The 24,055-nt window shown below is 41.3% G+C and carries 23 protein-coding genes and 2 pseudogenes; 16 read left to right on the forward strand and 9 right to left on the reverse strand.

The annotated features are described in order from the left end of the window. Positions 1 to 54 precede the first annotated feature (54 nt). Entirely contained in the window at positions 55 to 360 is a 306-nt protein-coding gene (locus F7734_RS30835) for a hypothetical protein (protein ID WP_155748379.1), read from the reverse strand. Between the two features lie 139 nt (positions 361 to 499). On the opposite strand from F7734_RS30835, the gene F7734_RS30840 reads away from it, so the two are divergent. From F7734_RS30840 to F7734_RS30855, 4 genes are all read left to right on the forward strand, one after another. After that, positions 500 to 844, forward strand: coding sequence for a hypothetical protein (locus tag F7734_RS30840; RefSeq protein WP_155748380.1), 345 nt, complete (start codon positions 500 to 502; stop codon positions 842 to 844). Beyond that, on the forward strand, positions 834 to 1,247 hold the full coding sequence (locus F7734_RS30845) for a hypothetical protein (RefSeq protein WP_347566312.1): 414 nt from the start codon (positions 834 to 836) through the stop codon (positions 1,245 to 1,247). Before F7734_RS30840 ends, F7734_RS30845 begins: the two co-directional genes overlap by 11 nt. A gap of 174 nt (positions 1,248 to 1,421) precedes the next feature. After that, positions 1,422 to 1,790, forward strand: a complete 369-nt coding sequence (locus F7734_RS30850; RefSeq protein WP_243147183.1) for a hypothetical protein — start codon at positions 1,422 to 1,424, stop codon at positions 1,788 to 1,790. Between the two features lie 44 nt (positions 1,791 to 1,834). Then, positions 1,835 to 2,281: a hypothetical protein gene (locus tag F7734_RS30855; RefSeq protein WP_155748381.1), complete on the forward strand. Its 447-nt coding sequence runs from the start codon at positions 1,835 to 1,837 to the stop codon at positions 2,279 to 2,281. A gap of 15 nt (positions 2,282 to 2,296) precedes the next feature. Here the strand turns inward: F7734_RS30855 and F7734_RS30860 are convergent, their stop codons facing one another. The 5 genes and pseudogenes from F7734_RS30860 to F7734_RS30880 form a co-directional block, all read right to left on the reverse strand. Next, on the reverse strand, positions 2,297 to 2,620 hold the full coding sequence (locus tag F7734_RS30860; RefSeq protein WP_155748382.1) for a hypothetical protein: 324 nt from the start codon (positions 2,618 to 2,620) through the stop codon (positions 2,297 to 2,299). Between the two features lie 658 nt (positions 2,621 to 3,278). Next, positions 3,279 to 3,647: pseudogene (locus tag F7734_RS30865) on the reverse strand (aspartyl protease). Beyond that, positions 3,644 to 3,961 (reverse strand): hypothetical protein, encoded by a 318-nt coding sequence (locus F7734_RS30870; protein WP_155748383.1) that lies wholly within the window; start codon positions 3,959 to 3,961, stop codon positions 3,644 to 3,646. The pseudogene F7734_RS30865 and the gene F7734_RS30870 overlap by 4 nt, the downstream one beginning before the upstream one ends. A 62-nt stretch (positions 3,962 to 4,023) precedes the next feature. Further along, positions 4,024 to 4,284 (reverse strand): hypothetical protein, encoded by a 261-nt coding sequence (locus tag F7734_RS30875; RefSeq protein WP_155748384.1) that lies wholly within the window; start codon positions 4,282 to 4,284, stop codon positions 4,024 to 4,026. Beyond that, the gene (locus F7734_RS30880; RefSeq protein ID WP_166482260.1) at positions 4,271 to 4,396 is read right to left on the reverse strand and encodes a BrnT family toxin; all 126 of its coding nucleotides are present in this window, start codon (positions 4,394 to 4,396) and stop codon (positions 4,271 to 4,273) included. The genes F7734_RS30875 and F7734_RS30880 overlap by 14 nt, the downstream gene beginning before the upstream one ends. Positions 4,397 to 4,601: 205 nt before the next feature. Between F7734_RS30880 and F7734_RS30885 the strand changes: the two genes are divergently transcribed. The 9 genes and pseudogenes from F7734_RS30885 to F7734_RS30925 all read left to right on the forward strand — a co-directional run bounded on the left by F7734_RS30885 (position 4,602) and on the right by F7734_RS30925 (position 17,621). After that, positions 4,602 to 4,802: a hypothetical protein gene (locus F7734_RS30885; RefSeq protein WP_155748386.1), complete on the forward strand. Its 201-nt coding sequence runs from the start codon at positions 4,602 to 4,604 to the stop codon at positions 4,800 to 4,802. A gap of 478 nt (positions 4,803 to 5,280) precedes the next feature. After that, a complete protein-coding gene (locus F7734_RS66325) occupies positions 5,281 to 6,765 on the forward strand; it encodes an IS200/IS605 family accessory protein TnpB-related protein (protein WP_166482255.1) in 1,485 nt (494 codons plus the stop codon). Positions 6,766 to 6,926: 161 nt separating this feature from the next. After that, positions 6,927 to 7,160 carry an AbrB/MazE/SpoVT family DNA-binding domain-containing protein gene (locus F7734_RS30895; RefSeq protein WP_155748388.1) on the forward strand — a complete coding sequence of 78 codons (234 nt, stop codon included), beginning with the start codon at positions 6,927 to 6,929 and terminating at the stop codon, positions 7,158 to 7,160. Next, a complete protein-coding gene (locus F7734_RS30900; protein WP_155748389.1) occupies positions 7,157 to 7,561 on the forward strand; it encodes a type II toxin-antitoxin system VapC family toxin in 405 nt (134 codons plus the stop codon). Before F7734_RS30895 ends, F7734_RS30900 begins: the two co-directional genes overlap by 4 nt. 77 nt (positions 7,562 to 7,638) lie before the next feature. After that, a pseudogene (locus tag F7734_RS30905) lies at positions 7,639 to 7,842 on the forward strand (transposase); the annotation flags it as partial. Between the two features lie 102 nt (positions 7,843 to 7,944). Continuing rightward, positions 7,945 to 8,334, forward strand: coding sequence for a hypothetical protein (locus F7734_RS30910; RefSeq protein ID WP_155748390.1), 390 nt, complete (start codon positions 7,945 to 7,947; stop codon positions 8,332 to 8,334). A 107-nt stretch (positions 8,335 to 8,441) separates the two neighbouring features. Further along, positions 8,442 to 8,963, forward strand: a complete 522-nt coding sequence (gene dpdK, locus F7734_RS30915) for a phospholipase D-like domain-containing protein DpdK (RefSeq protein ID WP_166482256.1) — start codon at positions 8,442 to 8,444, stop codon at positions 8,961 to 8,963. After that, a complete protein-coding gene (gene dpdD / locus F7734_RS30920) occupies positions 8,960 to 11,224 on the forward strand; it encodes a protein DpdD (RefSeq protein ID WP_155748392.1) in 2,265 nt (754 codons plus the stop codon). Before dpdK ends, dpdD begins: the two co-directional genes overlap by 4 nt. Positions 11,225 to 11,750: 526 nt before the next feature. Further along, positions 11,751 to 17,621: an ATP-binding sensor histidine kinase gene (locus F7734_RS30925; protein WP_155748393.1), complete on the forward strand. Its 5,871-nt coding sequence runs from the start codon at positions 11,751 to 11,753 to the stop codon at positions 17,619 to 17,621. A 78-nt stretch (positions 17,622 to 17,699) separates the two neighbouring features. Here F7734_RS30925 and F7734_RS30930 read toward each other — a convergent pair whose 3' ends face one another. Continuing rightward, positions 17,700 to 18,539, reverse strand: coding sequence for a prephenate/arogenate dehydrogenase (locus tag F7734_RS30930; RefSeq protein ID WP_155748413.1), 840 nt, complete (start codon positions 18,537 to 18,539; stop codon positions 17,700 to 17,702). A 201-nt stretch (positions 18,540 to 18,740) separates the two neighbouring features. Between F7734_RS30930 and F7734_RS30935 the strand changes: the two genes are divergently transcribed. The 3 genes from F7734_RS30935 to F7734_RS30945 all read left to right on the forward strand — a co-directional run bounded on the left by F7734_RS30935 (position 18,741) and on the right by F7734_RS30945 (position 21,972). After that, on the forward strand, positions 18,741 to 20,306 hold the full coding sequence (locus F7734_RS30935) for a pentapeptide repeat-containing protein (protein WP_155748394.1): 1,566 nt from the start codon (positions 18,741 to 18,743) through the stop codon (positions 20,304 to 20,306). A 96-nt stretch (positions 20,307 to 20,402) separates the two neighbouring features. Continuing rightward, complete coding sequence (locus tag F7734_RS30940) at positions 20,403 to 20,996, forward strand: DUF1517 domain-containing protein (RefSeq protein WP_155748395.1); 594 nt, start codon at positions 20,403 to 20,405, stop codon at positions 20,994 to 20,996. 70 nt (positions 20,997 to 21,066) lie between these two features. Then, a complete protein-coding gene (locus F7734_RS30945; RefSeq protein ID WP_155748396.1) occupies positions 21,067 to 21,972 on the forward strand; it encodes a hypothetical protein in 906 nt (301 codons plus the stop codon). Positions 21,973 to 22,349: 377 nt separating this feature from the next. Here the strand turns inward: F7734_RS30945 and aroF are convergent, their stop codons facing one another. Together aroF and F7734_RS30955 are read right to left on the reverse strand one after the other, a co-directional pair. Next, entirely contained in the window at positions 22,350 to 23,408 is a 1,059-nt protein-coding gene (gene aroF, locus F7734_RS30950; RefSeq protein WP_155748397.1) for a 3-deoxy-7-phosphoheptulonate synthase, read from the reverse strand. A 175-nt stretch (positions 23,409 to 23,583) separates the two neighbouring features. Then, a complete protein-coding gene (locus F7734_RS30955) occupies positions 23,584 to 24,051 on the reverse strand; it encodes a PAM68 family protein (RefSeq protein ID WP_155748398.1) in 468 nt (155 codons plus the stop codon). Between the last annotated feature and the right edge of the window lie 4 nt (positions 24,052 to 24,055).

Consider the following 24,055-nt stretch of genomic DNA (forward strand, 5'->3'; position numbering starts at 1 on the left):
TGCAACAGTTACAGACAGAAATTCCTACATGGTATAATTGTACTAAAAAGTCAACTATAATTCATCGTCGTACATACTTTCTCGACTAACAGCATAATCCGATAACAGAGGTGTATTGCGATCGCGATTCTCCGCCCACTCCCGAAACGCTTGTGCCAATTCTTCTGGGGTTGCGGTTTCGTATAAAGGACGCTGTACCTGTTGTGGTTGAACTAACTGCTCAAGCATTGCGTCTAGATGTGGTTTAATTTCATCTGGGCTTTTTGTAGTTATCCGCGCCAAAACCTGAGTAATTGTCTCTATCTCTTCTTTATGGCTTTCCTGAAAATCGCGCAGCAGTTCTTTTGTTTGGTTGTTCATAGCGATCGCGCTACTCTGTGACAGAATTCCTCTTAAATTTGTTAGAAACTTCTATACTAGAATACTCCATTTTTTCTACAATTTAACTTGTAAACTTATAAAACTTTTTATCTATTTACCTAACTAGAGTTAAAATTTCATGCCGGATGAACTACCTATAGATCCTTTTCTAGCCCAGCTATGTGAAGGATACACTGAGGCGGAAGTAGCCGAAATAAAGCAGTACATGGCTGAGTGGGACTCTTCTACGTATATTAGTGTGGCTCAGAGTATTTTAGACAATGCTTCAAGAAAAGAATTTGACCCATTGAAATATCTACGAAAAGCTCATAACTTTAACAAAAAGAGAGCGATAAGAGTTCCGAAAACTGGGTATCGTCAGGATGGTTCATCAGTTGATCGCAAAGGAAATGAATATTTGATTGTAAGAACCGATAATTTTGGTACTGAAAAAATAGTTACTTATGGAGTTAATGATGACTAAAATAACGCTCGATACTCAAAACTCTGAAATTACGAGAAACCACATTGCTTTTCTACTACAGCAGTTAACAGACGATTATAAAAACGCCAAGGAAGAGCGAAAAAAATTAGCTTCTCTAGCATCTGCTTCTGATGAAGAATTTACTCTTTTAGAAGAAATTGAACTGTTAACAGTGGATATCCGAGGCTATGCCAGTCAAATTCAGGCACAGGGTAGAATTGAAAATGAACAGCAGGCAATTGAGCACTTACAAACTATGCAAGTCTTTGATGTTCCTACTATTGCTCAATTCTATTTCTTAACCGACAAAGATTACGGAAAAATCAAAGCTTATATTAGAATGCTAGATTACTTACGCTTGCTGATTCTAGAATATTTACGTTCCTACCCAGTCTCTGTTTAATTGAATAAGAAGAAATGCCTTTCGTTTCCATCTTTATGTAGTGTATAGATGGCGTTAACTCGCATCCCTATACACATTATATGAGAGAGTAAATTAATACATTAGTAAGTCTATCACGATCGAGCTAGACTTGGTTTACAAAACATACTAAAATTTATATATGTAAACCTAAAAGTGAAGTTTATGATTGGCGATCGCATCAAGATTGCCCGGAATAAAGTGGGTTTATCTCTTCGCCAGCTTTCCGAAGCCATTCAGGGGAAGGTTTCTCCTCAAGCGATCGGAATTATTTCTGAAGCAACTTTAACTTACTCTTTTCAATCGATCGCAAGATATTGGAGAACTACTGAACCAGAAGAACTAGAAGTAGCTGAAGAAAGAGGTAAAAAAGAACAAGCTTGCCGATTTGAGCGGCTTTGTTATCGTGCGTTAGCAGAAGGTTTAATTTCTTTAAGTAAAGCTGCGGAACTTTTGCGAAAACCGATTCACCAAGTAGAGGCTGGATTAACCGGACCAAGTTGTGTCTATTCGGATTATTGTTAGTGACTCATCATGTCTCATCGATCTACGCAAGGCATCCTTATTAGATGCCCTTATACATTTACAGAGATGAAATTGTAATTCCAGACGCTCTTTTCAGTGACGAGCTAGTTGAGTTCACGGAAACTGAAAGAACCACACTTATTAACAGCGGCTTGAAAGTTTTTGAAACACCATCTACGGGTATCACTCGAATTCAAGAAATTAACTGCAATTTCCCATCTCTATCAATTTATGACTGTTTTGCTTTTGTTCTTACAGAAAGCCGACAAAATTCAATTTTGTTAACTGGTGATAAAGTACTGCGAAAAGTAGCAAGTAACTATTGTATCGAAGTTCACGGAATACTTTGGGCTATTGATGAAATGCATGAATTTAAAACGGCAACAGTGAACCAACTTTATAACGCTTTAATTTTATTTGAAAAGGATATAACTGTACGTTTACCTAAGAAAGATTTACAGCGCTATATTAAACGTTATGAAAATTTGTAAAATTTGTAGTTGATATTACGGATGATCGCTCCTTGATTCTGGAGAGGGAACAATTTTTCTAACTTTGCCGTCGCTTTTGGATGTTACGTAAAGTTCTCCCTCTTGGTCTATTCCAAATCGGACGTCTGACCTAGTGTCACCAACTATGTCAAGAAAAGAAAGTTCCTTATTGTCCTGAAGCAATCTCAGTTCTTTTATTTTTGCCTGTTTGCCTTCGATAAGTTCATCAACAGGAACATGGAAAAATCGCCCATCATTGCAGAAGTCAGCAAAAACATACTGACCAATTAATTTGGGAATGGCTTTACCCCGGTAAACAAAACCGCCAGCGATCGCCACAGCGTAAATCCCTTTTGTAAATGGGGGTTTGTCGTGGTCGTATTGTGCAACGGGGTAAGTGTAGTTAAAATCAGCATCGTTGGCAGGTAACTCAAAAAGGACATTTTCGTTGTTCCCATCGACAACCCAGGTACCAGAAAAAGTGTTGGCGGAAGGGTCAGAAGCAATCTACTCTCGAATCACATCATGATGAGAACTTTCTATAGTCTTTTTATTGCTATCAATAATTCTTTTAGTCACGGGAAAATCAGGTTTCCCAGTCTTTTTATTTTCACTAGTTACTGTGTAGAAACGACATTTGTAGCAAATTCAGGGTGAAAGACAAAATATGTAAATCCCTGTTGTTGGGTTTTCTCAAAAAATGCTGCACCTATTAACTTGTTCATATCCATGTAAACCGTAGCAGTACCGTTAGCGATCGCGTAGAGTTTACCCCCATAAGAGCACTAATAAAAGCTAAGCGACACACAAGAGAAAATTCTTAAAGTTAGAAACAGTTCCAAAACTTCTAAAAGAAGGATTCAGTGTAGAACAAATTGCACGAGTACTTGAACTAGTACAGTACTGTGGAAATAAGCAGACCATTAAATAGCCAAAACTTTGCCCTTGTAAGTCAACTTAAAAGGTTTATAGCAAGTGTCTATGTAAAAACTCTTGATTAAATTAACTCTAAACTTACTATATTTTGACTATAATTAGCGACTAAGATAAATAATTTCAGCCATCGAGAACCTAGTAAAATTTCCTGAATTTCATCTCCAGCAAATACAGGAATTTCCCACTCTTGACTATCTATTATGACCCTACCACTATAAACATCAAATTCAGTTTCTCCTTGAGCAGTTCTTAATTTATTTTGACGCTAAAAAGACCAATCAAGACTTTGTACATCTTGTTTGTTCATAGCTAAAAATTCAGTGAATCCTGTATCTAACATTGTTTCTACAGGAAAGCTGAAGTTATCCCCTCCAATTAAATCAATTTCAAAGTAAACTTGTCCTTCATCTCCAAATCTCCCCTCAATCATATTCTGCCACTAACTCCGGTTTCATTAATGCCAAAAATATGATGAATCACATGAGGATATTTTTCTCTGGCCATTTTACTTGCTACCTCTTGATCCCGATCGATAAAACAATCACCACTATCGGGTTCAATGGCAATATACCAACCATAGTATTTATCTAGTATTTCTGGTTTTAAACGCTCAAAAATTAGCCAACAACGCTCATAAAATGCTTGTCTTCTGGCTTTTTCTTGAGCTTTTTGTGCTGGAGTCCATTGAATTTCCGGAAATACTCTCCCACGTCTGACAATTCTTTCTGGTGAAGAGTGTGTCATAGTTTTGACCTCATTAAAATTTATTGTCCATATTTCATTATAAAATGCCATTTAGCACCTCTTCACGACTCTGGGTGCGATGTGTTGCTAGACATCGTATTTGACGCGGCAGATTTATTTTCCTGCATAACTCTTATCAAAAATCGTAGAGCCTCATTGACTGCATCTGAATCTGGAAACATCTTGGCAACATCTGGTTCTAGATGAATAACCGTCCCACCAAAACTTTTGCGTTCAGCGCCTAACCTTCTAACACGCAGACTCTTTAAGTCATACTCTGACTGAAGTTCATCTTCCATCTCTGGCTCATCAACCTTCTTCATATGCTTCTCGCTCGGCTCGTGTTACAACTCTTGCACTAATTAAACGAATGGAGTCACCTCTTTCTGTGTGAGACACAATCAGTATGCGTCCACGGTTTGACTTTCCAACAATAAATTTGGGAAAGTGATTGGCTTAAACTATATCATTCTTTGCCGAAAATTGCATAACCCCAATGCATCTATAAATATATCAATGCTTTCTTGAGCAGTTTTTTGAAGGGCATCTTTAAGTAAAGCTGCGGAGCTTTTACGACAACCGATTCACGAAGTAGAACCTGGATTAAAAGAACCGCGTATTGATGGCGTTAATAACTACAATGGAAGTTAATTATAATTCCTCATATGAAAGTCGAGTCTATCCTCATACAAAACTTCAAGCGCTTGAATCCCCAGTTGTGTTCCGCGTAGGCGAAGCCCATCGAAGATATCGCATTCTCAAGGGAATTGAAGAAACAGCAGAGGATGTTTGGACTTGGTTAGCAGAATGGCAACGACTACGGGAGTTAATTGCACAGTAAACTAGTTCTCCTATGCTTAAGGTAATGCCAGCTACCACATAGTGTGGTTTATTTACTTGAAAACTGCTGTAATATGAGGAGGTGTTCCCAAGTCGCTAAATTGTTTATTAAACCTCACAAACATCTATAAAGCTTTCAAATAATGGGAAATAATGTCACGTTCTGTGGATATTGCCGTCTCAAACGGCACTTTCAGTACAAATCATGTCATTTTTGTGAAATCTACGTGGAGTGCGGTATGATTTGTATATAATTAATTTCTAGTTGAGCTTTAAATAAATGACATTAAAGCTCTGAGAAATCTTAAATGTAAAACAGAAGCATGACTAAGTTGAGGTAGTAAAATATTTGAGATGATGATGGAATTGTAAATATCCATTATGTTTTCTTTGCTAATCGGTGTAAAATGAGATAGATTCATTACAAAAAATCAAATTTCTACAGTCAAAGCAGTATGAACACAGGAGGTGATAATAGCGTGGCACTCAGAAAACAGAAGGGACATTTCTTGATTAATGAAGCCATGGTCGGTGTAATTGAAACAAAACACCCTGGTTATGTAGAGGCAACACAAAAGCTATTTAATTCAGTTGTGATGTTTTATGTGAAGGTGATGGGAGTAGATGTAGAAAAATGCCTGAGTGTATCCGTATCAGATTTATACCAAGTCTATGAATCTCTAACTATTACAAATAAAAAACGGGCTGAGGTGCCACATCCGATACCTTTTAAAGATGTTCCCAAAGATTTCAGACGTGCTGCCATCAAAAAAGCGTTCGGCATTGTTAAATCTCATGATAGTAATTTAAAACGTTGGCAACAACGCATTGAGAGAGCAAATCAAGCTAAAACACTCAAGAAAAAAACTCGACTCAAAAAGAAAGCAGGAAAACCGCCAACATTACCGACATCAACTAACTTCCCGACACAGTTTTACTCTTCGATGTTTGGGCAAGATACAGGCGACTCTATAGTTGTAAAGCTGTGGACTGGATCAAGTTGGGTGAAAGAAAAATTCCTCTACAAGTGTCGAGAATTACCATCGGGGTATCAAAAAAGTACAATGTCACTGATGATATCAAATGGGAAACTTAACATATGTTGGGTGATTCAAAAACTCACTCCAAGTCAGGGGAAATTAGATGAGCAAATTCAAGCTTATGGCAAACTCCGAGTTCTCAGCATCGATTTAAATTTATCCGACCCAATCGTCGTTGCCAAGGTGCTAGAAGGGTACGAAGATACGGGCGTTGTTGAAGAAATAACCACTCTTCGCCTTCAAGGAAACAATCGCTTATCTCATCTTAGGAAGCGCTACCTAGGACTAATTGCCAAAGCTAAAAAGCTCACGAATACGCATACAGAGTTAGGGAATTCACCGCCAAAGCGAATGTGTGCGACTTTGTGGGAGCGAATCAAAAATCTTGAGAAAGATTTGATTGAAAAAATCTCAAATACTCTTGTAGAGTTCGCTCTAAAATATCAGTGTCAGTTAATCGTTTTTGAAAACTTAAAAAGTTTAAAAGCTCTCAAAGGTAAATACTCACATCGGAGTAATATCAAGCGTTCAAACTGGATAGCAAAGAAAATTCAAAAACGAACTGAACACAAAGCGCTGGCACGTTATTCGATTTATACAACACGCATTAACCCTGCTTACACTTCAATCACTGATGCGTTTCTGGGTGGGAAATGCCTACGTGGTTCTCAAGTCGGAAGTTTAAACTTATACTTGTGGAGCGAGAGAGGTTTAGGAAAGTTGGTCAAGACTCCAGAGGGGAAAATTTATGACTCTGGGGATAACGCGGCTAGAAACATCGCCTTAAAATATCTAGCCAGCAAGTTTAAAAAGCCTGTGGTCTTAAAACACCCTGGTTTGGTCTCGGGTTGTGTGGCGTGGTTGCCGTTGCCTGATGCCAAGGGAACTGTGCTGATTCCCAGTTGGTGTGCGCTCTCCGTGTAGCTAATTGCTACTAGATACCCAATCAATATAGTAGCCGCCAGTTCGGTCGTCTATGCTTGGGTGTATCAGAAAGGCCAATTAAGATGAAATATTTGATAAGGTTTGTGAACTTTGTTAAGTATTTTTACAGCACATAAGAACGCTTGAACAACAAACACACGATGCGAATTACACCTGACGGTCAGATTACCATCCCTCCTGAAATTCGAGAGGCGCTAAGCATTTCTCCCGACGTAGAATTAGCGTTTGAAATCGAAGGCGATCGTCTTTACCTCAAGAAAATACAACCTGCTAATAAAATCCTAAGCTGGATTGACACCATGCGGGGTTGCGCTGCTGGAAATCTCACCACTGACCAAATCATGAACCTCACCCGCAGCGACGACAATCAATGACCGTCTTGGTAGACAGCAACGTTATCCTCGACATTCTTACCAACGATCCCAACTGGTTTGATTGGTCAGCCCTTCAACTGACAACCTATGCCAGCCAAGACCAACTAGCCATCAATCCCATTATCTACGCTGAGATTGCCGTCGGCTTTCCCCGAGAACAGGAACTCATCACTGCATTGTCGGAAGATATATTTCAACGTCTCCCTTTACCTTGGGATGCAGCATTCCTAGCAGGTCAAAGTTTTCTTAACTACCGTCGTCGTGGTGGCGCAAGAACCTCCCCATTGCCTGATTTCTACATTGGTGCCCATGCTAGCGTTGCTAATTTGCCTCTCATTACCCGCGATGTCAATCGCTATCGCACCTACTTTCCCAACGTTAGGCTCATTTCACCTGAATAGGCATGAAATTATATCGGTAAGGATTGGACAGAAGGAACATTAAAATTAATTGATTGCTTAAAAAAGCATAACAACTATATCATAAGAGCATCACAACAATTAAAAGGTGGGTTGGTGAGATTGTAGGATATTTTGAAAGAAGAACAACTAACGGAATAATTGAAGGAATTAATAATAAATTGAAGCTACTAAAACGCTACGTATTTTGGTTGAGAAATTTTAATAATTTTGAAACGCGGGGTTTACTATTTTGGCATTTTCCGAAAAGTTTAGCCCACTAAGTACTTAAAAGCAGATTGGATAAATAATCTCTATTGTCCTATAAAAGACATAGGTGGAGATTTCCAAATCACAGAAATTGATTTTTAATTAGGAGATTTAGCATGAGTAACTTTTACGAATTGATCCAGAAGATTAAGAAAAGACCGTCCATGTATCTAGGTAAACCCGCAATCAGTAATCTCCGCTCCTGTTTAGCTGGTTACATTCTTGCTCGACGTGAACTAGGCATTTCTCAGACTGAACAAGAAAAGAAATTTACTGAATTTCAAGAATGGATTCAGAAAAAATTCAACATCTCTTCCAGCCAATCCTGGGATAAAGTGATTCTCTTCTATTCAGAAGATGAACGCACTGCTCTAGAGCGTTTCTTCGAGTTGTTTGAAGAATTTGTAAGCCCTGATAACAAAAATCTTGTTGAATCACAAAATTCTCAACTAGAATCTTCGCCCGACTTGTTTGTGAGTAAACTCTCAAGCCGAACGAACTCTTGAAAACTGCTCTCTAACGATTTTATTTTGGGATTATGCCCTGCTGCTATTATTGTGGAGTCATGCTTTGAGGAAAAATTAGATAAGCACTCTCAATGTGGGCTTTCATTATGCCTTCCCGTTACATACACTCCCGCCTAAGCTCGCGCCAAATCCCCGACTTACTCCAAACAATCTTTACCGCCGAACTCCTTAACCCCAGTCAATGTATATGGCTCGTCTCCCCCTGGATATCGGATCTCCCGATTATCGATAACACCGCTAACACCTTCCTGTGCTTGCAACCTTCCTGGAGTCGCTCCCACATCCGCCTCTCCCAAATACTCACCACCTTAGCTGAACGCGGAACAACCGTACACATTGCTACCCGTTCCGATACCCATAACAACACTTTTAAAGAAAAAGTCAAAGCCAGAATTGACAATCAAGAATTTCCCATACGATTTCATATGACCGAAGAACTCCATGCAAAAGGTATCCTAGGAGACGGGTATTATCTTGCGGGTTCTATGAATTTCACTTACAACGGTACGACTGTTAATGAAGAAGCTTTAACTTACGAGACATCAAAAGAAGTTGTTGCTCGAGAACAGTTAGTTTTTACCCAACGTTGGGGAGGGGTAATACGATGAACGATCGCAGTCCTACAGAAGTCCGCCACTTCCTAGAGCAATTTTTTGGTACGGGTAACAAGTTTGACTTAAACCAAATAGAACAGAACGAAGGAAAACAAGCAAAAATCCGTCCTTGGGTAGAGTTGTTGACAAGAGACGAACCTCAACCCACAGTTCTTCCCTGCTGGCGAGAAGCAGGTGTAGATTGGTATGCGCTCGCCCTTTCCGAACGCCAATTACGTCGCTTAAGTGAAGAATTAATGGCGTTTGTCGGTCCCACATATTCCACATTTCGGGGACAAAGAGCACAACTCAACCTGCAAGACCCCGTAGAAGCAGCAGTTTACGAATTTACCAACGGGGCTACAGTCAAACTGTCCGGACAAGCAAAGGACATTTGGGAAGCACTAGAGCGGATGCGTTGGATCGGTGAGAGACGGGTAAAACGGGTTGCAGATGTACCCCGTCCCACAGGTCGAGTGCTGCGTGACTTTTACATGGCGCTCCAAGCAGGCGATCGCTCTTCTGCGGAAAACTTCCTACAATACCTTTTAGACCAACACCGCCTGGATGCGCTGAATCTTCTGTTTCTGCGGGTGCAACTCTTAGCAGAATTAGAGCAATGGAAAGAGTTGTTAACCTTACCAGAACTGGGCAATCTTTTACAAGTTCGCAGACCCTTTGCCGTTACCCAGGCATTACTAAAAGCAGTATACCGCAGTGAACTGCAACATTTTGAGGACAATAACGCTCCCAATAGTGCGATCGCCTATTTCAAAGAAGTTATTTTTCCCCGTTACAACCATCTTTTTGCTGTCCGCGCAGGTAGTAAAATCCCAGAAGTCTTAAAGTTATTTATGCTACTGGCTGTAGGTGGGGAACCATCAAAACCCGCTCTCCGAGACGAACTGCTAGCAATTGAGGACGTTGAGGAGACTCACTATCTTTATTTACAAAGGTTAGCTGCACTCCTGCCCGATACTACACCACCCAGCACGGGCGATTCCTTGCAACAAGCCGAACAGCTAGTCAAAAACGGGGACTTCGACCAAGCGTTTTCATTGCTCTGTGATGCTCCATCGTCGAATGAAAAAGTTCGCTTGCTCTTCCAATGCGCCTACGAATTGCAAACCTTAGCATTGGAAAACGCTGCATTGCAAGCCTTCGACGAGTTAACTCGTGATGAGCAAAGCGCTTTGCTGAAGGTTCGTTGGAACCAAAATTTTCTTACCCAATTGCAGGGAACCCAGGAAGGGACAACTGATCTGACAGCTTTATCTGTCCCAACGAATTGGCTAGAGTGGTTATCGCAGGTTGATAAAAATCCCAGTTGGGAAAGAGCGCTATATGTAGCACACCAAGGATCTGAGGAATGGGATGTCACTGGCTTGCTAATGGAACCGCAGACAGTAGCAAAGTTTCAGGACTTGTTGTACGAGCTAGAGTCAAACGCTGCGTCGATTTTGCATGAAGCCCTTCCCTACTTGCTAAAATTTTTTCAAGAAGATGAGCACTTTCTCCGTCGCGAGTTTCTCACCATTTATCAGTCGCTACTAGAACTACTAGTCTTTAGCACAAAAGGTGGAGAGCCAGATTTGGTTTTGTTCAATAATTTAGCGATCGCTCTCTTAACACTCGGAGTTAACACGAAAGAATATACCGAAATAGTCAACTATGCTTTAGCGCTTTGGACGCAGTTCGCTTCACCTATAAACGTTCACTGGATACTTGATTTAATAGATGCACTAGTATTATACCCTTGCCCAGTCCCAGAAAATCGCGAAGGGCTACTATATGCGGCGGCTCAAACCATATACAGCCTTCCAGAACGTATTGATGAAGAACAATGGGTACTTTTTCGCACTTTAGTTAAAGACTTAAATTTGAAAGAATTCCTTTCAGATTTGTTTAGCAAACAAGCAAATTTAGTAGAGCAAAATCTTGAAGCTGAAGCAAGTATTTTCCAAAAACTCCAGGGAAAATCTGTTCTTATATATACCCTTACAGAAACTGTAGCCATCAGAGCAAAAAATATTTTAGAAGCAGCTTGTAAAGAAGTAAAAGTTCATCTCAGCCATCACAAAGGAGGTGATGATAGACTGCTTCAGTGGGTCAGAAATTCCGATCTTGTTGTGATGGTGACAGCTAGCGCTAAACACGCTGCCACAGGTTTTATTGAAGCCAATCGCCCTTCACATCTTGAACCCATTCTTCGTGTCAATAGTAAAGGAAGTGCAAGTATGCTGCGCGAAATTAGGAAATATTTAGCACGAGAGTAGTAAGTCACTCCAATACAAGTCAAGGGGGAGTATCCCAAAGAGTGCCAAAGCCTGCAAGAATAGAATTCTGGGACTATACAAACGCTCGTCCACCTGCGTGGACTGTATCAGAAGTCCGCGAAGGCGAACTTGGTCTGTATAGGCGTGATTTCAATCACAAGCGTGTTTTTTCCAAATTGGGATGCTCCCAGTCAAGGAGGCTTCAGCAGTCACAAGCGATGGCTTTTGTATCTCCTTCAAAAATACTACGCGGAACTGGTAAATTTTTAAGCTTTCCACAACTAGACATAGGCGTGAAAAAGATGTAAGGGCGCAACGCCCTACGCCCCTACCAAGACTTTCGGCTAATGCATAATTAATTTCTGGAGATGTCTACTGAGATAGCAACTGGGGGTATTATCTCATTCAACATAGACTTGCTCAATCTTTACAAATACGCTTGACTTAATATAGCAATCCTAATGAATGCTAATTTTGCTAATTTCTTTGGGAATCCTAAATCTTGAGAGCTCGAAGATAAAACTGTATGATTGGCATTCCCGGATATCACGTTATCAAAGAACTTTATAACGGTTCTAGAACCTCAGTTTATCGTGCTAATCGCAAAACTGACCAAAAATCTGTTGTGATTAAGCTGATGAAAACTCCTTATCCCAGCTTCAGCCAATTGATACAGTTTCGCAATCAGTTTACCATTGCCAAAAATCTCCATCAACCTGGAATCATCGAAACTTACAGCCTCGAACCTTATCAGAATGGCTATGCATTAGTCATGGAAGACTTTGGTGGAATTTCCCTTAACCAATGGAGAGGAGATAGGGAGATGGGGAAAACAGCACAAGGTCTTATTGAGTTTTTGCTCTTAGCGATCGCCTTATCTAATACATTAGATATACTTTACCAGCATCGTATCATTCATAAAGATATTAAACCCGCCAATATTTTAATTAATCCACAAACAAAACAAGTTAAGTTGATAGACTTTAGTATTGCATCTCGGCTACTACGGGAAACTCAAATCCTCATGAGTCCCAATGTGCTAGAAGGAACACTCGGCTATTTGTCCCCAGAGCAAACGGGAAGGATGAACCGTGGGATTGACTATCGTACTGATTTTTATTCTTTAGGTGTAACTTTTTACGAGTTATTGACAGGAGAATTGCCATTTCAGTCGAATGAGCCGATGGAGTTGGTACATTGCCATATTGCCAAACAACCACTTTTAGAGAACAGGGGAGAGATTCCTCGCGTTCTCTGCGATATCGTACTCAAATTAATGGCGAAAAATCCCGAAGACCGCTATCAGAGTGCATTGGGACTGAAATACGATCTAGAAATTTGTTTGGCTCAACTCAAGGCAACGGGTAAAGTAGCAAGTTTCCCAATTGCACGACGGGATGTATGCGATCGCTTGACGATCCCCGAAAAACTCTACGGTCGCGAGCGAGAAGTTCAAACTTTACTTCAAGCTTTTGACCGTACTACCAACAATCGGACAGAACTTATGCTAGTGGCTGGTTTTTCTGGTATTGGAAAAACTGCCTTGGTTAACGAAGTTCACAAACCCATTGTCCGACAACGAGGCTATTTCATCAAAGGCAAATTTGACCAATTGAATCGTAATATTCCTTTTTCTGCCTTTGTGCAGGCGTTTCGAGACTTAATGGAGCAATTGCTGACTGAAAACGATGCTCAATTGTCAACTTGGAAAAACAAAATCTTACAAGCACTGGGGGACCTAGGACAAGTTATTGTTGAGGTCATTCCAGAACTAGAACAAATTATTGGTAAACAAACACCGACAACGGAACTTTCACCAAGTGCGGCGCAAAATCGTTTTAATTTACTTTTCCAAAAGTTCATCCAGGTATTCGCTACAAAAGAACATCCATTAGTCATTTTCCTCGATGACTTGCAATGGGCTGATTCCGCATCACTCAAATTAGTGCAGTTGTTGATGAGTTCAGCCAGTGGATGTTTACTCTTTATTGGCTCTTATCGAGACAATGAAGTCTCAGCAGCGCATCCCTTGATGTTGACTTTAGCAGATCTTCGCAAAGCCAATGCCACCATTCACACTCTTACCTTATCCCCGCTCGCTAAAACCAGTTTAAATCAATTATTAGTCGATACCCTAAGCTGTTCAAGTAAAATTGCCCAACCTTTAACACAACTTGTCTATCAAAAAACCCAAGGAAATCCATTTTTTGCGACGCAATTTCTCAAAGCATTATATGAAGATGGACTCATTACTTTTAATTTGGCTCGAGGGTACTGGCAATGTGACATGACTGCGGTGAAGGCGCTTACCCTCACTGATAATGTGGTAGAATTTGTAGCACAACAGTTGCAAAAGTTGCCAGCAGCAACGCAAAATATATTGAAATTAGCAGCGTGCATTGGCAACTCTTTTGATTTACTCACCTTAGCAATTGTTTCCGAACAATCCCAAACCGAAACAGCAGCATCTTTGTGGAAGGCTTTACAGGAAGGACTTGTTTTACCGACGAGTGAAGTTTATAAATTCTTTCAAGACAGCGAACACGATTCAGACTCAAACTCATTAAATTCTAATTTCCAAGTCCCCACCTATAAATTTTTACATGACCGAGTACAACAAGCTGCTTATTCACTGATTTCAGACGATCGCAAACAATTTACCCATCTGAAAATTGGGCAATTACTTTTGCAAAATACACCTCCTGCTGAGCAAGAGACGCGAATTTTTGAGATTGTCAGTCAATTGAATTGTGGAATAGCGCTCATCACTCAGCCAACTGAACGTCAACAATTAGCTCAGTTAAATTTAAAGGCTGGTCGAAAAGCAAAAGAAGCTACCGCTTATGGTGCAGCAATTCATTACTTCAATTATGGAATTGGGTTGCTCACAGTTAATAGTTGGGAACTTGAGTACGACTTAACTCGAAGTTTACATGAAGAAGCTGCAGAAGCTGCTTTTCTTAATAATAATTTTGAGCAGATGGAATCTCTCATTCGGGTTGTTATTCAACACACAACAAATTTACTAGATAGAATAAAGGTTTATGAAGTTCAACTCCAGGCTTATCAGGTACAAGGTCAACCATTGCAAGCGATCGCCACTGGTTGTAAAATTATCCAGCAACTAGGGGTGACACTCCCTGAATCAATAACACCTGCACACATTCCACAATATGTAGAAAACACGCTCTCCACATTGGCAAAAAGAAGTATTGAAAGCTTAGCCGATCTACCGTTGATGACCGAGCCTAAAGCTTTAGCTGCTTTACAGATTATCGCTAGCATCGCCCCCGCTATCCACCAAACTGCTGCTTATCTGTTAGCAATTTTTGCCTGGGAAGAAGTCAATTTATCTCTTAAGTACGGCAATGCACCACTCTCTGCGCCAGGGTATGCAGATTTTGGAATTGTACTTAATACTTTTAATAAACTCGAGGAAGGCTACAAATTTGGCAAGCTAGCTTTAATGCTTGTGGATCGATTTCAATTAAAATCCGTTCAAAGCATGACTACCTTTAAGGTAGCTGCATTAAATCTATGTAGTAAGAAATATGTTGGCAGTGCCATTTCCTTATTACAAGAAGCCTATACTATTGGATTGGAGACAGGTGATTTTTTTCACGTGCTTGCATCAAGGATTTTCAAATTCTTCTATGTCTATTTAAGTGGGACAGAATTTTTGGAAGTCCTGCTAGCAGAAATCAAAGCCTATGAATCAAATTTTTCTAAGAATCAGCGCCTATTAAATTGGTCTAATATACTTTGTCAAAGCCTACAAAATTTAACAGAATCTAGCGATTCTCCAGAATGGCTCATTGGGGAATGCGATGGTGAAGAAAAACTTTTATCTGACCTCAAAAAAGAGAAAGATGATTTAACACTCCATATATTTTTCTTGAGTAAATTAACACTGAGTTATCTATTTAATAATTTTCCGGCAGCCGTTGAATATGCTGACCAAGGGGCGCAATACCTCAACGGTGCTGGCGGAATGCTATCAGTGCCAGTTTTCTACTACTACGATTCTTTGTCTCGAATTGCTGTCTATCCAACGGCTGAATTGTCTCAACAAACACAATTACTCTTGAAGGTTGGCGAAAACCAGGAAAAATTGAAGTTTCGAGCCAAATTTGCACCGATGAATTTCCAGCACAAATTTTATTTGGTGGAAGCAGAACGCCATCGGGTTTTGGGGAAAAAGATGAAAGCTATGGAACTGTACGATCGCGCGATCGCCAAAGCTAAAGAAAATGGTTACACCCAAGAAGAAGCCCTAAGCAACGAGCTAGCTGCCAAGTTCTACTTCGACTGGGGCAAAGAAACAATTGCTCAAGCTTATATGCAACAAGCTTATTACTGCTATGCCCGTTGGGGAGCTAAAGCCAAAACGCAGGACTTAGAAAAACGCTATCCTCAACTCCTTGCTCCCATCTTACAAGCACAACAGAATCGCTTGCAACTTAGGGAATCCTGCAATTCAACCGTCGGTACGTCATCATTGCAACATCAAACCATCCAAACAGATCTTTCTAGCAGCAATATTTCTGAAGTTCTCGATTTAGGCACCATTCTCAAAGCCTCACAAGCTCTCTCCAGTGAAATTCAATTAGAGGAATTGCTGACTACCCTCTTGCAAGTGGTGATGGAAAATGCTGGAGCAAAAAAAGCAGCCCTGCTCGTACTCCAACAGGGCAACTTATTCCTTGAAGCCATGGCTACCATTAATGAAGGGGTTACTTTAGGACCTGTACCATTGTCGAGCAGCGAAATTATTCCGATCGCATTGGTAAACTATGTCAAAAACAGCTTCAAAACTGTTGTGCTGGATGATGCAACAGCACAAAACGATTTTATGACCGACCAATATTTAATGCAGCAACAACCCAAAAGTGTGTTGTGTACGCCGATTTTGCATCAAGGTCAATTAATTGGATTACTATATTTGGAAAATAAGTTGACCATTGGCGCATTTACAAGCGATCGCCTAGAAGTTATCCAACTGCTATGCGCCCAAGCAGCTATCTCTCTGGAAAATGCACGTCTTTATCAAGAATCCCAAAATTATGCTCATCAACTAGAGCGATCGCTAGCAAAACTCAGTGCTAGCGAAGCTCGTTTCCAGAAACTTGCTGATAATGTCCCAGGGACGATTTACCAGATCCGTTTCAATACCGACGGCTCAACTTCATTCCCCTACGTCAGTTCTGGCTGTTATGACCTCTATGAGGTGACAGCAGAAGAATTTATGATAGGGACATACAGTCTTCGTTCGATGGAACATCCAGAAGATTTTGTCAGCATTCAGCAGGCAATTGACGACTCTGCCGAAAACATGACACCATTTCGACACGAATGGCGAATTATTACACCTTCGGGAACTGTAAAATGGGTTCAAGCTGCAGCCCAACCAGAGCGACAAGCAGATGGTTCGATTGTATGGGATGGCATAATTACAGATATTAGCGAGCGCAAACTTGCAGAAGCCGCACTAAGAGACTCTGAAGTTCATTTACGCCATAAATCTCAAGATTTAGAAGAGGCATTGCAAAATTTGCAACAAGCCCAACTACAAATGGTGCAAAATGAAAAAATGGCAACCTTGGGCAACTTAGTTGCAGGTGTGGCACACGAAATTAATAATCCTATTGGATTTCTTAAAGGCAGTCTCAACAATGCTGAGGAGTATATCCAAGACTTACTTGCCCATATCCAATTGCTTAAACAACATTCTCCCACTCCACCTTCTCCAGTTATTGAGCATGAGGAAGATATTGACTTAGATTTTCTGACTGAGGACTTACCAAAACTCTTGAGTTCGATGAAGGTGGCGTCAGAACGTATTAAAGACATTAGCACCAGCCTCCGTACTTTCTCCAGAGCCGATACATCTGAAAAAGTTGCTTGTAATCTCCATGAAGGGATTGAGAGTACGCTGTTAATTTTGAAGTATCGCCTTAAAGCTAATAATAAACGTCCGGCGATTGAGGTGATTACGGAATATGGTGAATTACCGCCTGTGAAATGCTTTTTAGGACAGTTGAATCAAGTATTTATGAACATTCTTGCCAATGCGATTGATGCTTTAGATACAGCAAGTCTTGGACGAACATTTGTCCAAATTCAATCTAATCCTTTGAAAATTAAGATTTGTACCGAAGTAGTCATTAATCAAAACACGGTGATAATTCGTATCAAAGATAACGGTACGGGAATGTCAGAAGAGGTTAAAGAATGTATCTTTAACCACTTATTTACGACTAAAGAAGTTGGCAAGGGAACTGGATTAGGATTGGCGATCGCTCGTCAAATTGTCGAGGATACCCACAATGGGAGGTTGAGTTGTAATTCTGTTCTTGGCGAAGGAACAGAATTTGTCATCGAGATTCCAGTGTGCTAATGGTGCAAAACACTGCATTGCCAGCTTTTAACAAGTTGACTGCTGACGAGCAAACCGCCTTGCTAGATAAGGTTCAACTCAATCAACAAACTTAGGTCTTGCCTTATTTGTTGCTTGTAATTGTTGTTCTAACAAATCCCAATTTTCCTGCTCGATCGCATGAATCAATTCGTCCAAATTCTGATGGTATTGTAAGAGCGATCGCAATAATTGTTGCCGATTGTATTTTGCCATCATCAGACCCAATTCTGAATTGCCTCCACCCACTCGACTTGTATCTTTAAAACCGGAACTAGCAAATTTTTGAGCTAATTGCAAAACTTTTGCATCTGTTTCACTCATACAAGCAGCAATTAATGAGGAACTAATCATTACGGGTAAGTGAGAAATCCAGCTGACTGCTTGGTCATGTTCTTCTGGAGAACAAGAATAGAGGTTTGCCCCAAGTTCCTGCACTAATTTTTCCACAACTGAGATGGCATCTGGGGGTGTTGTGTCTAATGGTGTCAGAACATAAGGCTTATCTAAAAACAAATTCCGCAAAGCTGCTTCTATACCACTTTCAGTCGTACCCGCCATGGGATGTCCGCCCACAAAATTTTCCCACCGAGGTGCGATCGCTTCAACTATCGGTGTTTTTACTGAACCAACATCAGTCACAACGGCATTTGAAGGTAAATGAGCAATTAGCTGCTCAAATGTGGGAATAATAAGCCCTAGAGGTGTACAAATAAAGATTACCTCTGCTGCTGAAAGCAAACTTATGTCCACGGAAGCCTCATCCACACCACCAAGGGTTTTTGCCCTCTGACAGGTGGATTCCCGGCGACTCACACCCAAGACATAATGCCCCTGCGATCGCAAATCCAAACCTAAAGAACCACCAATTAATCCAAGACCCAGAATACCAATATTCATCTCACTAACTATGTTAACTGTCATTTGTCATTTGTCATTGGTCATTTGTCATTGGTCATTGGTCATTTGTTCACATTTCTTTACCAATGACCAATTGATTATTTGTCATTTGTCATTTGTTTACATTTCTTTACCAATGACCAATGACTAAATTTTTGCATACTACCAACTCTTGAAGTTGGCAACTCAGGAGTAAATTCAATGAATGTAGAGGAATTTTTAGATAAATATGCATCAGGGACAAGAGATTTTTATGGAATTGAGCTTTGTGAAGCCAATTTAAGTGGAGCAAAACTGAGTGGTGCTAATCTTAGCAAAGCTGACTTAAGTGTGATTAACCTGAGTGGTGCGAACTTAAGTGAGGCTAACTTGAGCTACGCAAAGTTGAATGTTGCAAGACTCAGAGGGGCTAATCTCAAAAACGCTAACTTAAAAGGCGCTATTCTCAATGTCGCTAATTTGATTCGAGCGGATTTAAGCAATGCCCAACTGAAGGGAGCATCTATGATTCGCAGCGAATTAATTCGTGCCAATCTCAGTCATGCCGATCTTATGAGGACAAACCTCAAAGGTGCGGATCTGCGAGAAGCTGCCCTGAGACATGCTGTACTGCGAGAGGCAAATTTGAGTGAAGCAACTTTTAAGGATGGTTTCCTGACAGGAGCCAATTTAGAACTGGCAAATTTAAAAGGGGCTGACTTAACTCGTGCGGATCTCAGTGGTGCCAATTTCCGCAATGCTGAACTCAAACAAGCAATTCTTACCCAAGCTAATTTAAGTGGGGCTAATTTAAGTGGCGCAAACCTCCGGTGGGCTGATTTAAGTAGGGCAAACCTCCGGTGGGCTGATTTAAGTGAGGCAAAACTCAGTGGAGCAAATTTAATTGGTGCAGATCTCAGTTATGCCAATTTAACCAATGCTAGTCTGATTCACACCGATTTAACCCATGCAAAATTAATCAAAGTTGAGTGGGTTGGTGCAGATCTGACAGGGGCAGTTTTAACTGGAACCAAATTATACGCCACTTCAAGATTTGGATTAAAAACTGAAGGAATTATTTGTGAATGGGTAGACCTCAGTCCAACAGGAGATCAGACCATTATACATAATTTTGCCTCTCTTGACTCCCGCGACTTTTTTAACGAAACTCCGCCAACCATCCGAATTATTGTAGATAAAACCATAGACCATGAAGCCAATTTTGCCATTGCTGGTGCTTATTACCAAATTGCCCAGCAATACCCAGAACTCAAACAACCTCCTAGTATAGAAGTAGGGTGTCGCCGAACTATTTTCACCTTCCGTATGGATAATGACGAAAGTCTATTACCTACAGCTTATATAGCTATTCTTCCCTTTAAAGATACATCAAACGCCCACAAAAATATCTATACTCTTATAGAGATGATTTCTGGTGAAGACACCTCTCATCAATTGGGTTTGAGATTTCAAGCGATTGAAAAAGTTAATATTCTCTTAGAACAAGCAATAGATAATGCTGCTATTATAAAGAAAATGAAAAAAATTTTAGAAATTACAGCAAAATTTAAGTTTTTTCAAGCCCCCACTCAGATAGTTCTAACGAATTCTAGTGCTCAAAATTTACTTTTATATGATAATCCGTACTTTGGTAAAAGATTTCTTAATAGCTCAGATGACAGTCATCACATAGCTTATGATAATTTTACTGAAGTCTCAAAAATCATCACACCCTCATTAAGTATGATTGTTGATTTTTTTAAGGGATTTCATTATATAAGTCAATAGTTAGTAGTTAGTAGATAGTGGTTAGTAGGGGCGCAATGCCTTGCACCCCTACTAACTATTAACCACTAACCTCTAACCACTATCTGGAGAAAAAAAATGCGAGATACATTTAATAAGATGATGGGCCGAACACGCTACGTCGTTTGTCGCATTATGTTACATTTAGGCGGATCTGACGTAGCACCTATTTTGGGAATTCTAAATCGCGGTGCAAGGGAAGCAGTCGATGCTGATGGTGACATGGAAGTCTTGGGAGAAGGGCTGGTAGAAGTTGCCCAAACCCTTTTACAGTACGATGAATACTGGCAATCAGCTGCGAATCAAGGCGACGTATTTTGGAGTGAAGGAGAGGCGGGAGATTATGTAAATGAACTGTTCACCGACTCAGCTCAACGTTATTTGAGCGAACCCGATTACAGTGATGACTACAGGGACAACCAACCCCTATCTCTCCCTGTGACCCGCAATGTTGTTGTCATGATTACGGTAGCATATGAGGGTGAAGTTCCAGACTTAGAAACTGACCTTGCGAATATACAAGCGCTCAAAGAGGGCTTGAAAGCGCTAATCAATTTGCATTACAACCATAAATTACGGGCGATTCAGGTACATTTCTCGCCAGCTCGGTTGGGTGATGAACTCACAAGCGACCAACTTTTACAATATTACCCAGAGTTGATACCTCTGTAGTTTTGGATCGGTCGTCCACACCTACCACATAATCGAGAAATTGTTAAGCTCAGAATAGGAAAATTATCATATGATCATGACAGTCTTGCGTAGGTTCACCGTTGTTTTTTTAGCCTTGAGTTTGTGCTTGACAACCGTTGCTTGCGGCGGTGGTGGAAACCAAGCAACAACACCAGGTGGAAATAATAATCAAACTGGTCGGACAGTATCTAATACATCCAACAATAAATTGGCTGATGGTCAGTATCCCGTACAGCAAGCGCAGTACAATGATGCTGATGGGGAGTACACATTGTTTCTGTTAAATGCTACACCCCCCAACTTTAGAACACAAAATTTACAAATGGCAAGGTTGACTGATGACCAAATCAAGCAAGGTCAAAAAACTTACTTGAAAGTAGAAAACGGTCAGCCAGCGTTGTACTTAACAGAAGATTTCAAAATTGAATACGTTCACAATGTTACCGAGACGAAGACTAACCCTCAAACCGGTCAACAAGAAACAGTAGTTGTTCGTCAAGAAAACAGTTTTTGGGCTCCTTTTGCTGGGGCTGCAGCAGGTAGTCTAGCAGGTCAGGCTATTGGTAGTCTTTTATTTAGACCTCAATATTATGTTCCCCCTGCATATCAACCCGGTGGAGTCATTTATGGGTACGGTGGCTACGGCAGCAGCTATAATGATGCTGTTCAGAGTTATCGCACTCGCTACAACGCACCTCCAGCTGTAGAGAGAAACAGAACTGCTTTCCGCACAACAGGAACATTAAGGAGATCGTATCCAGGTACGGATACAACAACACGTACCGCACCACGTACTGCTCCTGGTAATCGTGCTACCGGTTCTGGTTATGGTAGTAGCACTCTCAAACCTTCTGGTTCTAGCACCTACCGTCGCAGCCCAAGTGGTAGCAGCTTTGGTAGTGGCGGTGCTAGTCGTTCTAGACCACGTGCTGGTTTTGGTAGCAGAAGACGCTAAACGAGCAAACAAAATGGGCAGGTAAGGATACCCACCCATATCGTTCCCAGGCTCTGCCTGGGAATGCATTAGTAGAGGCTCCGCCTCGAAAAAGGTAAAGTAGCTAGGGCTAAAGCCCACCAACATCAAACGGTGGGCATTGTCCACCTAGCCCTATTAAAGTGAGTTATGAAATTTTGATTCAGGTGGCAATTCCTCATCTTTCTCCTCTGCGCTCTCAGCGCCTCTGCGGTTCAATAGTAATTTATTTAACCGCCGAGACGCAGAGTACGCAGAGGTAAGAGGTGAGAGAGCTACTGGAGGCAGAGCCTCCAATGTAGGCATTCCCAGGCAGAGCCTGGGAACGAGAGTAATGTCCCGGTCACTGGTCACTGTGCTTAAGCCACGATCGCAGTGGGTTTTGGCCAGCGACCAAATGCTTTACCCACAACTGCCAATTCTTGCATCAACCGATCGAAACGCTCTGGTGTCAGAGACTGGGGACCGTCGGATAGCGCTTTTGCTGGATTGGGGTGAACTTCTATCATTAAAGAGTCACATCCAGCTGCGATCGATGCCATTGCCATTGATGGGACATATGCTGCCCAACCAGTACCGTGACTGGGATCGATCATAATTGGTAAATGAGTTAGGTTTCGCAGAACTGGTACTGCAGATAAATCTACAGTATTGCGAGTGTACTGGCGATCGAAAGTCCGAATTCCCCGTTCGCACAAAATCACATTTGGGTTGCCTGCAGCTAGGATGTACTCAGCTGCCATCAACCAATCTTCAATAGTTGCAGCCATTCCCCGCTTGAGAAGAACTGGTTTGGGTTGTGCGCCTACTTTTTTCAGCAGGGAGAAGTTTTGCATATTCCTTGCCCCTACCTGAACAACGTCTGCGACTTCTGCCACTACATCTAACTCAGCTGTGTCCATCACTTCTGTAATAATGCCCAGTCCTGAGATTTCCCGTGCTTTTGCCAACAATTCCAAAGCACTCTCGCCGTGTCCTTGGAAAGCGTAGGGCGAAGTCCGAGGTTTGTACGCCCCCCCACGTAGAAACTGAGCACCAGATGCGCTCACTCTACGTGCAGTCTCGACGATCATTTCTTCATTTTCTACCGAGCAAGGACCAGCCACAACAACTACGGGGTGATGTTCGCCGAAAGTCACCGCTCCGTTAGGAGTGTTGACTACAACCTCTGAAGCCTCTCCATGACGAAATTGGCGGCTAGCTCGTTTGAAAGGCTGTTCCACCCGCAAAACCTGCTCGATCCAAGGGCTTACTTCTTGAATCTGTAATGGATCTAAGTCAGCAGTATCACCCACAAGACCAATGACTATCTTGTGTTTACCAACAATTTTTTCTGGTGTCAGCCCCCATGTGCCTAGTTCCTCGCTTAAACGGTCTATTTCCGCCTCAGGGGAACCAACCTTCATGACTATAATCATGCGATTTTCCTGCTTAGATGAGATGAGATGCTTCTTAGAAAAAGATATACCGTTACTGACTAATTACTCGTAAACCTTTAGCAAAAGTTTTAAAACTAGGGGGTAGGGGGTAGGGGGTAGGAAGTAGGGAGTACTTTACTTAACCCTAATCCCTAAGCCCTACCCCCTATCCCCTTCAAGTATTTTTCTGCCGAGTTTCGCGCCAAACTGCTACCATCCGTCCCCAGTTAGTTTTGAACTCATTCAAACCTAGTAAACCACCGACTCTATCTTCATCCCAAGAGGTTGAGAGAACACCGTAAGTGATCCCCAATACCCCCAATCCAAAAAATCCCATATCAACAAGTAATACGGCGATGGGAGGCAGTTTAATGCCAGCATAAGTTAACAGCAGATAGCTGACAATAAGAGTGCTGATTCCTAAAGCCGTTGGAACACCACAAAAGCCAGCGACTCTGCGGATCATCCGTTGGCTGACAATTTGGGGTATTGCCATTTCTTCTTTGGTAAAAGGAGGCTTTTTGGCGTCCTTTGCCTTTGTTTCTTGCTTAGTTATTGGCTGTTCGCTTTTTTCTTTTGGGGGCTTGCGGCGCTTTTTGTTTGGTTCAAAGGGCAAGCGATTTTGTTCGGATTCAGCAGGCATAAGC

It is taken from the genome of Scytonema sp. UIC 10036, assembly GCF_009725235.1.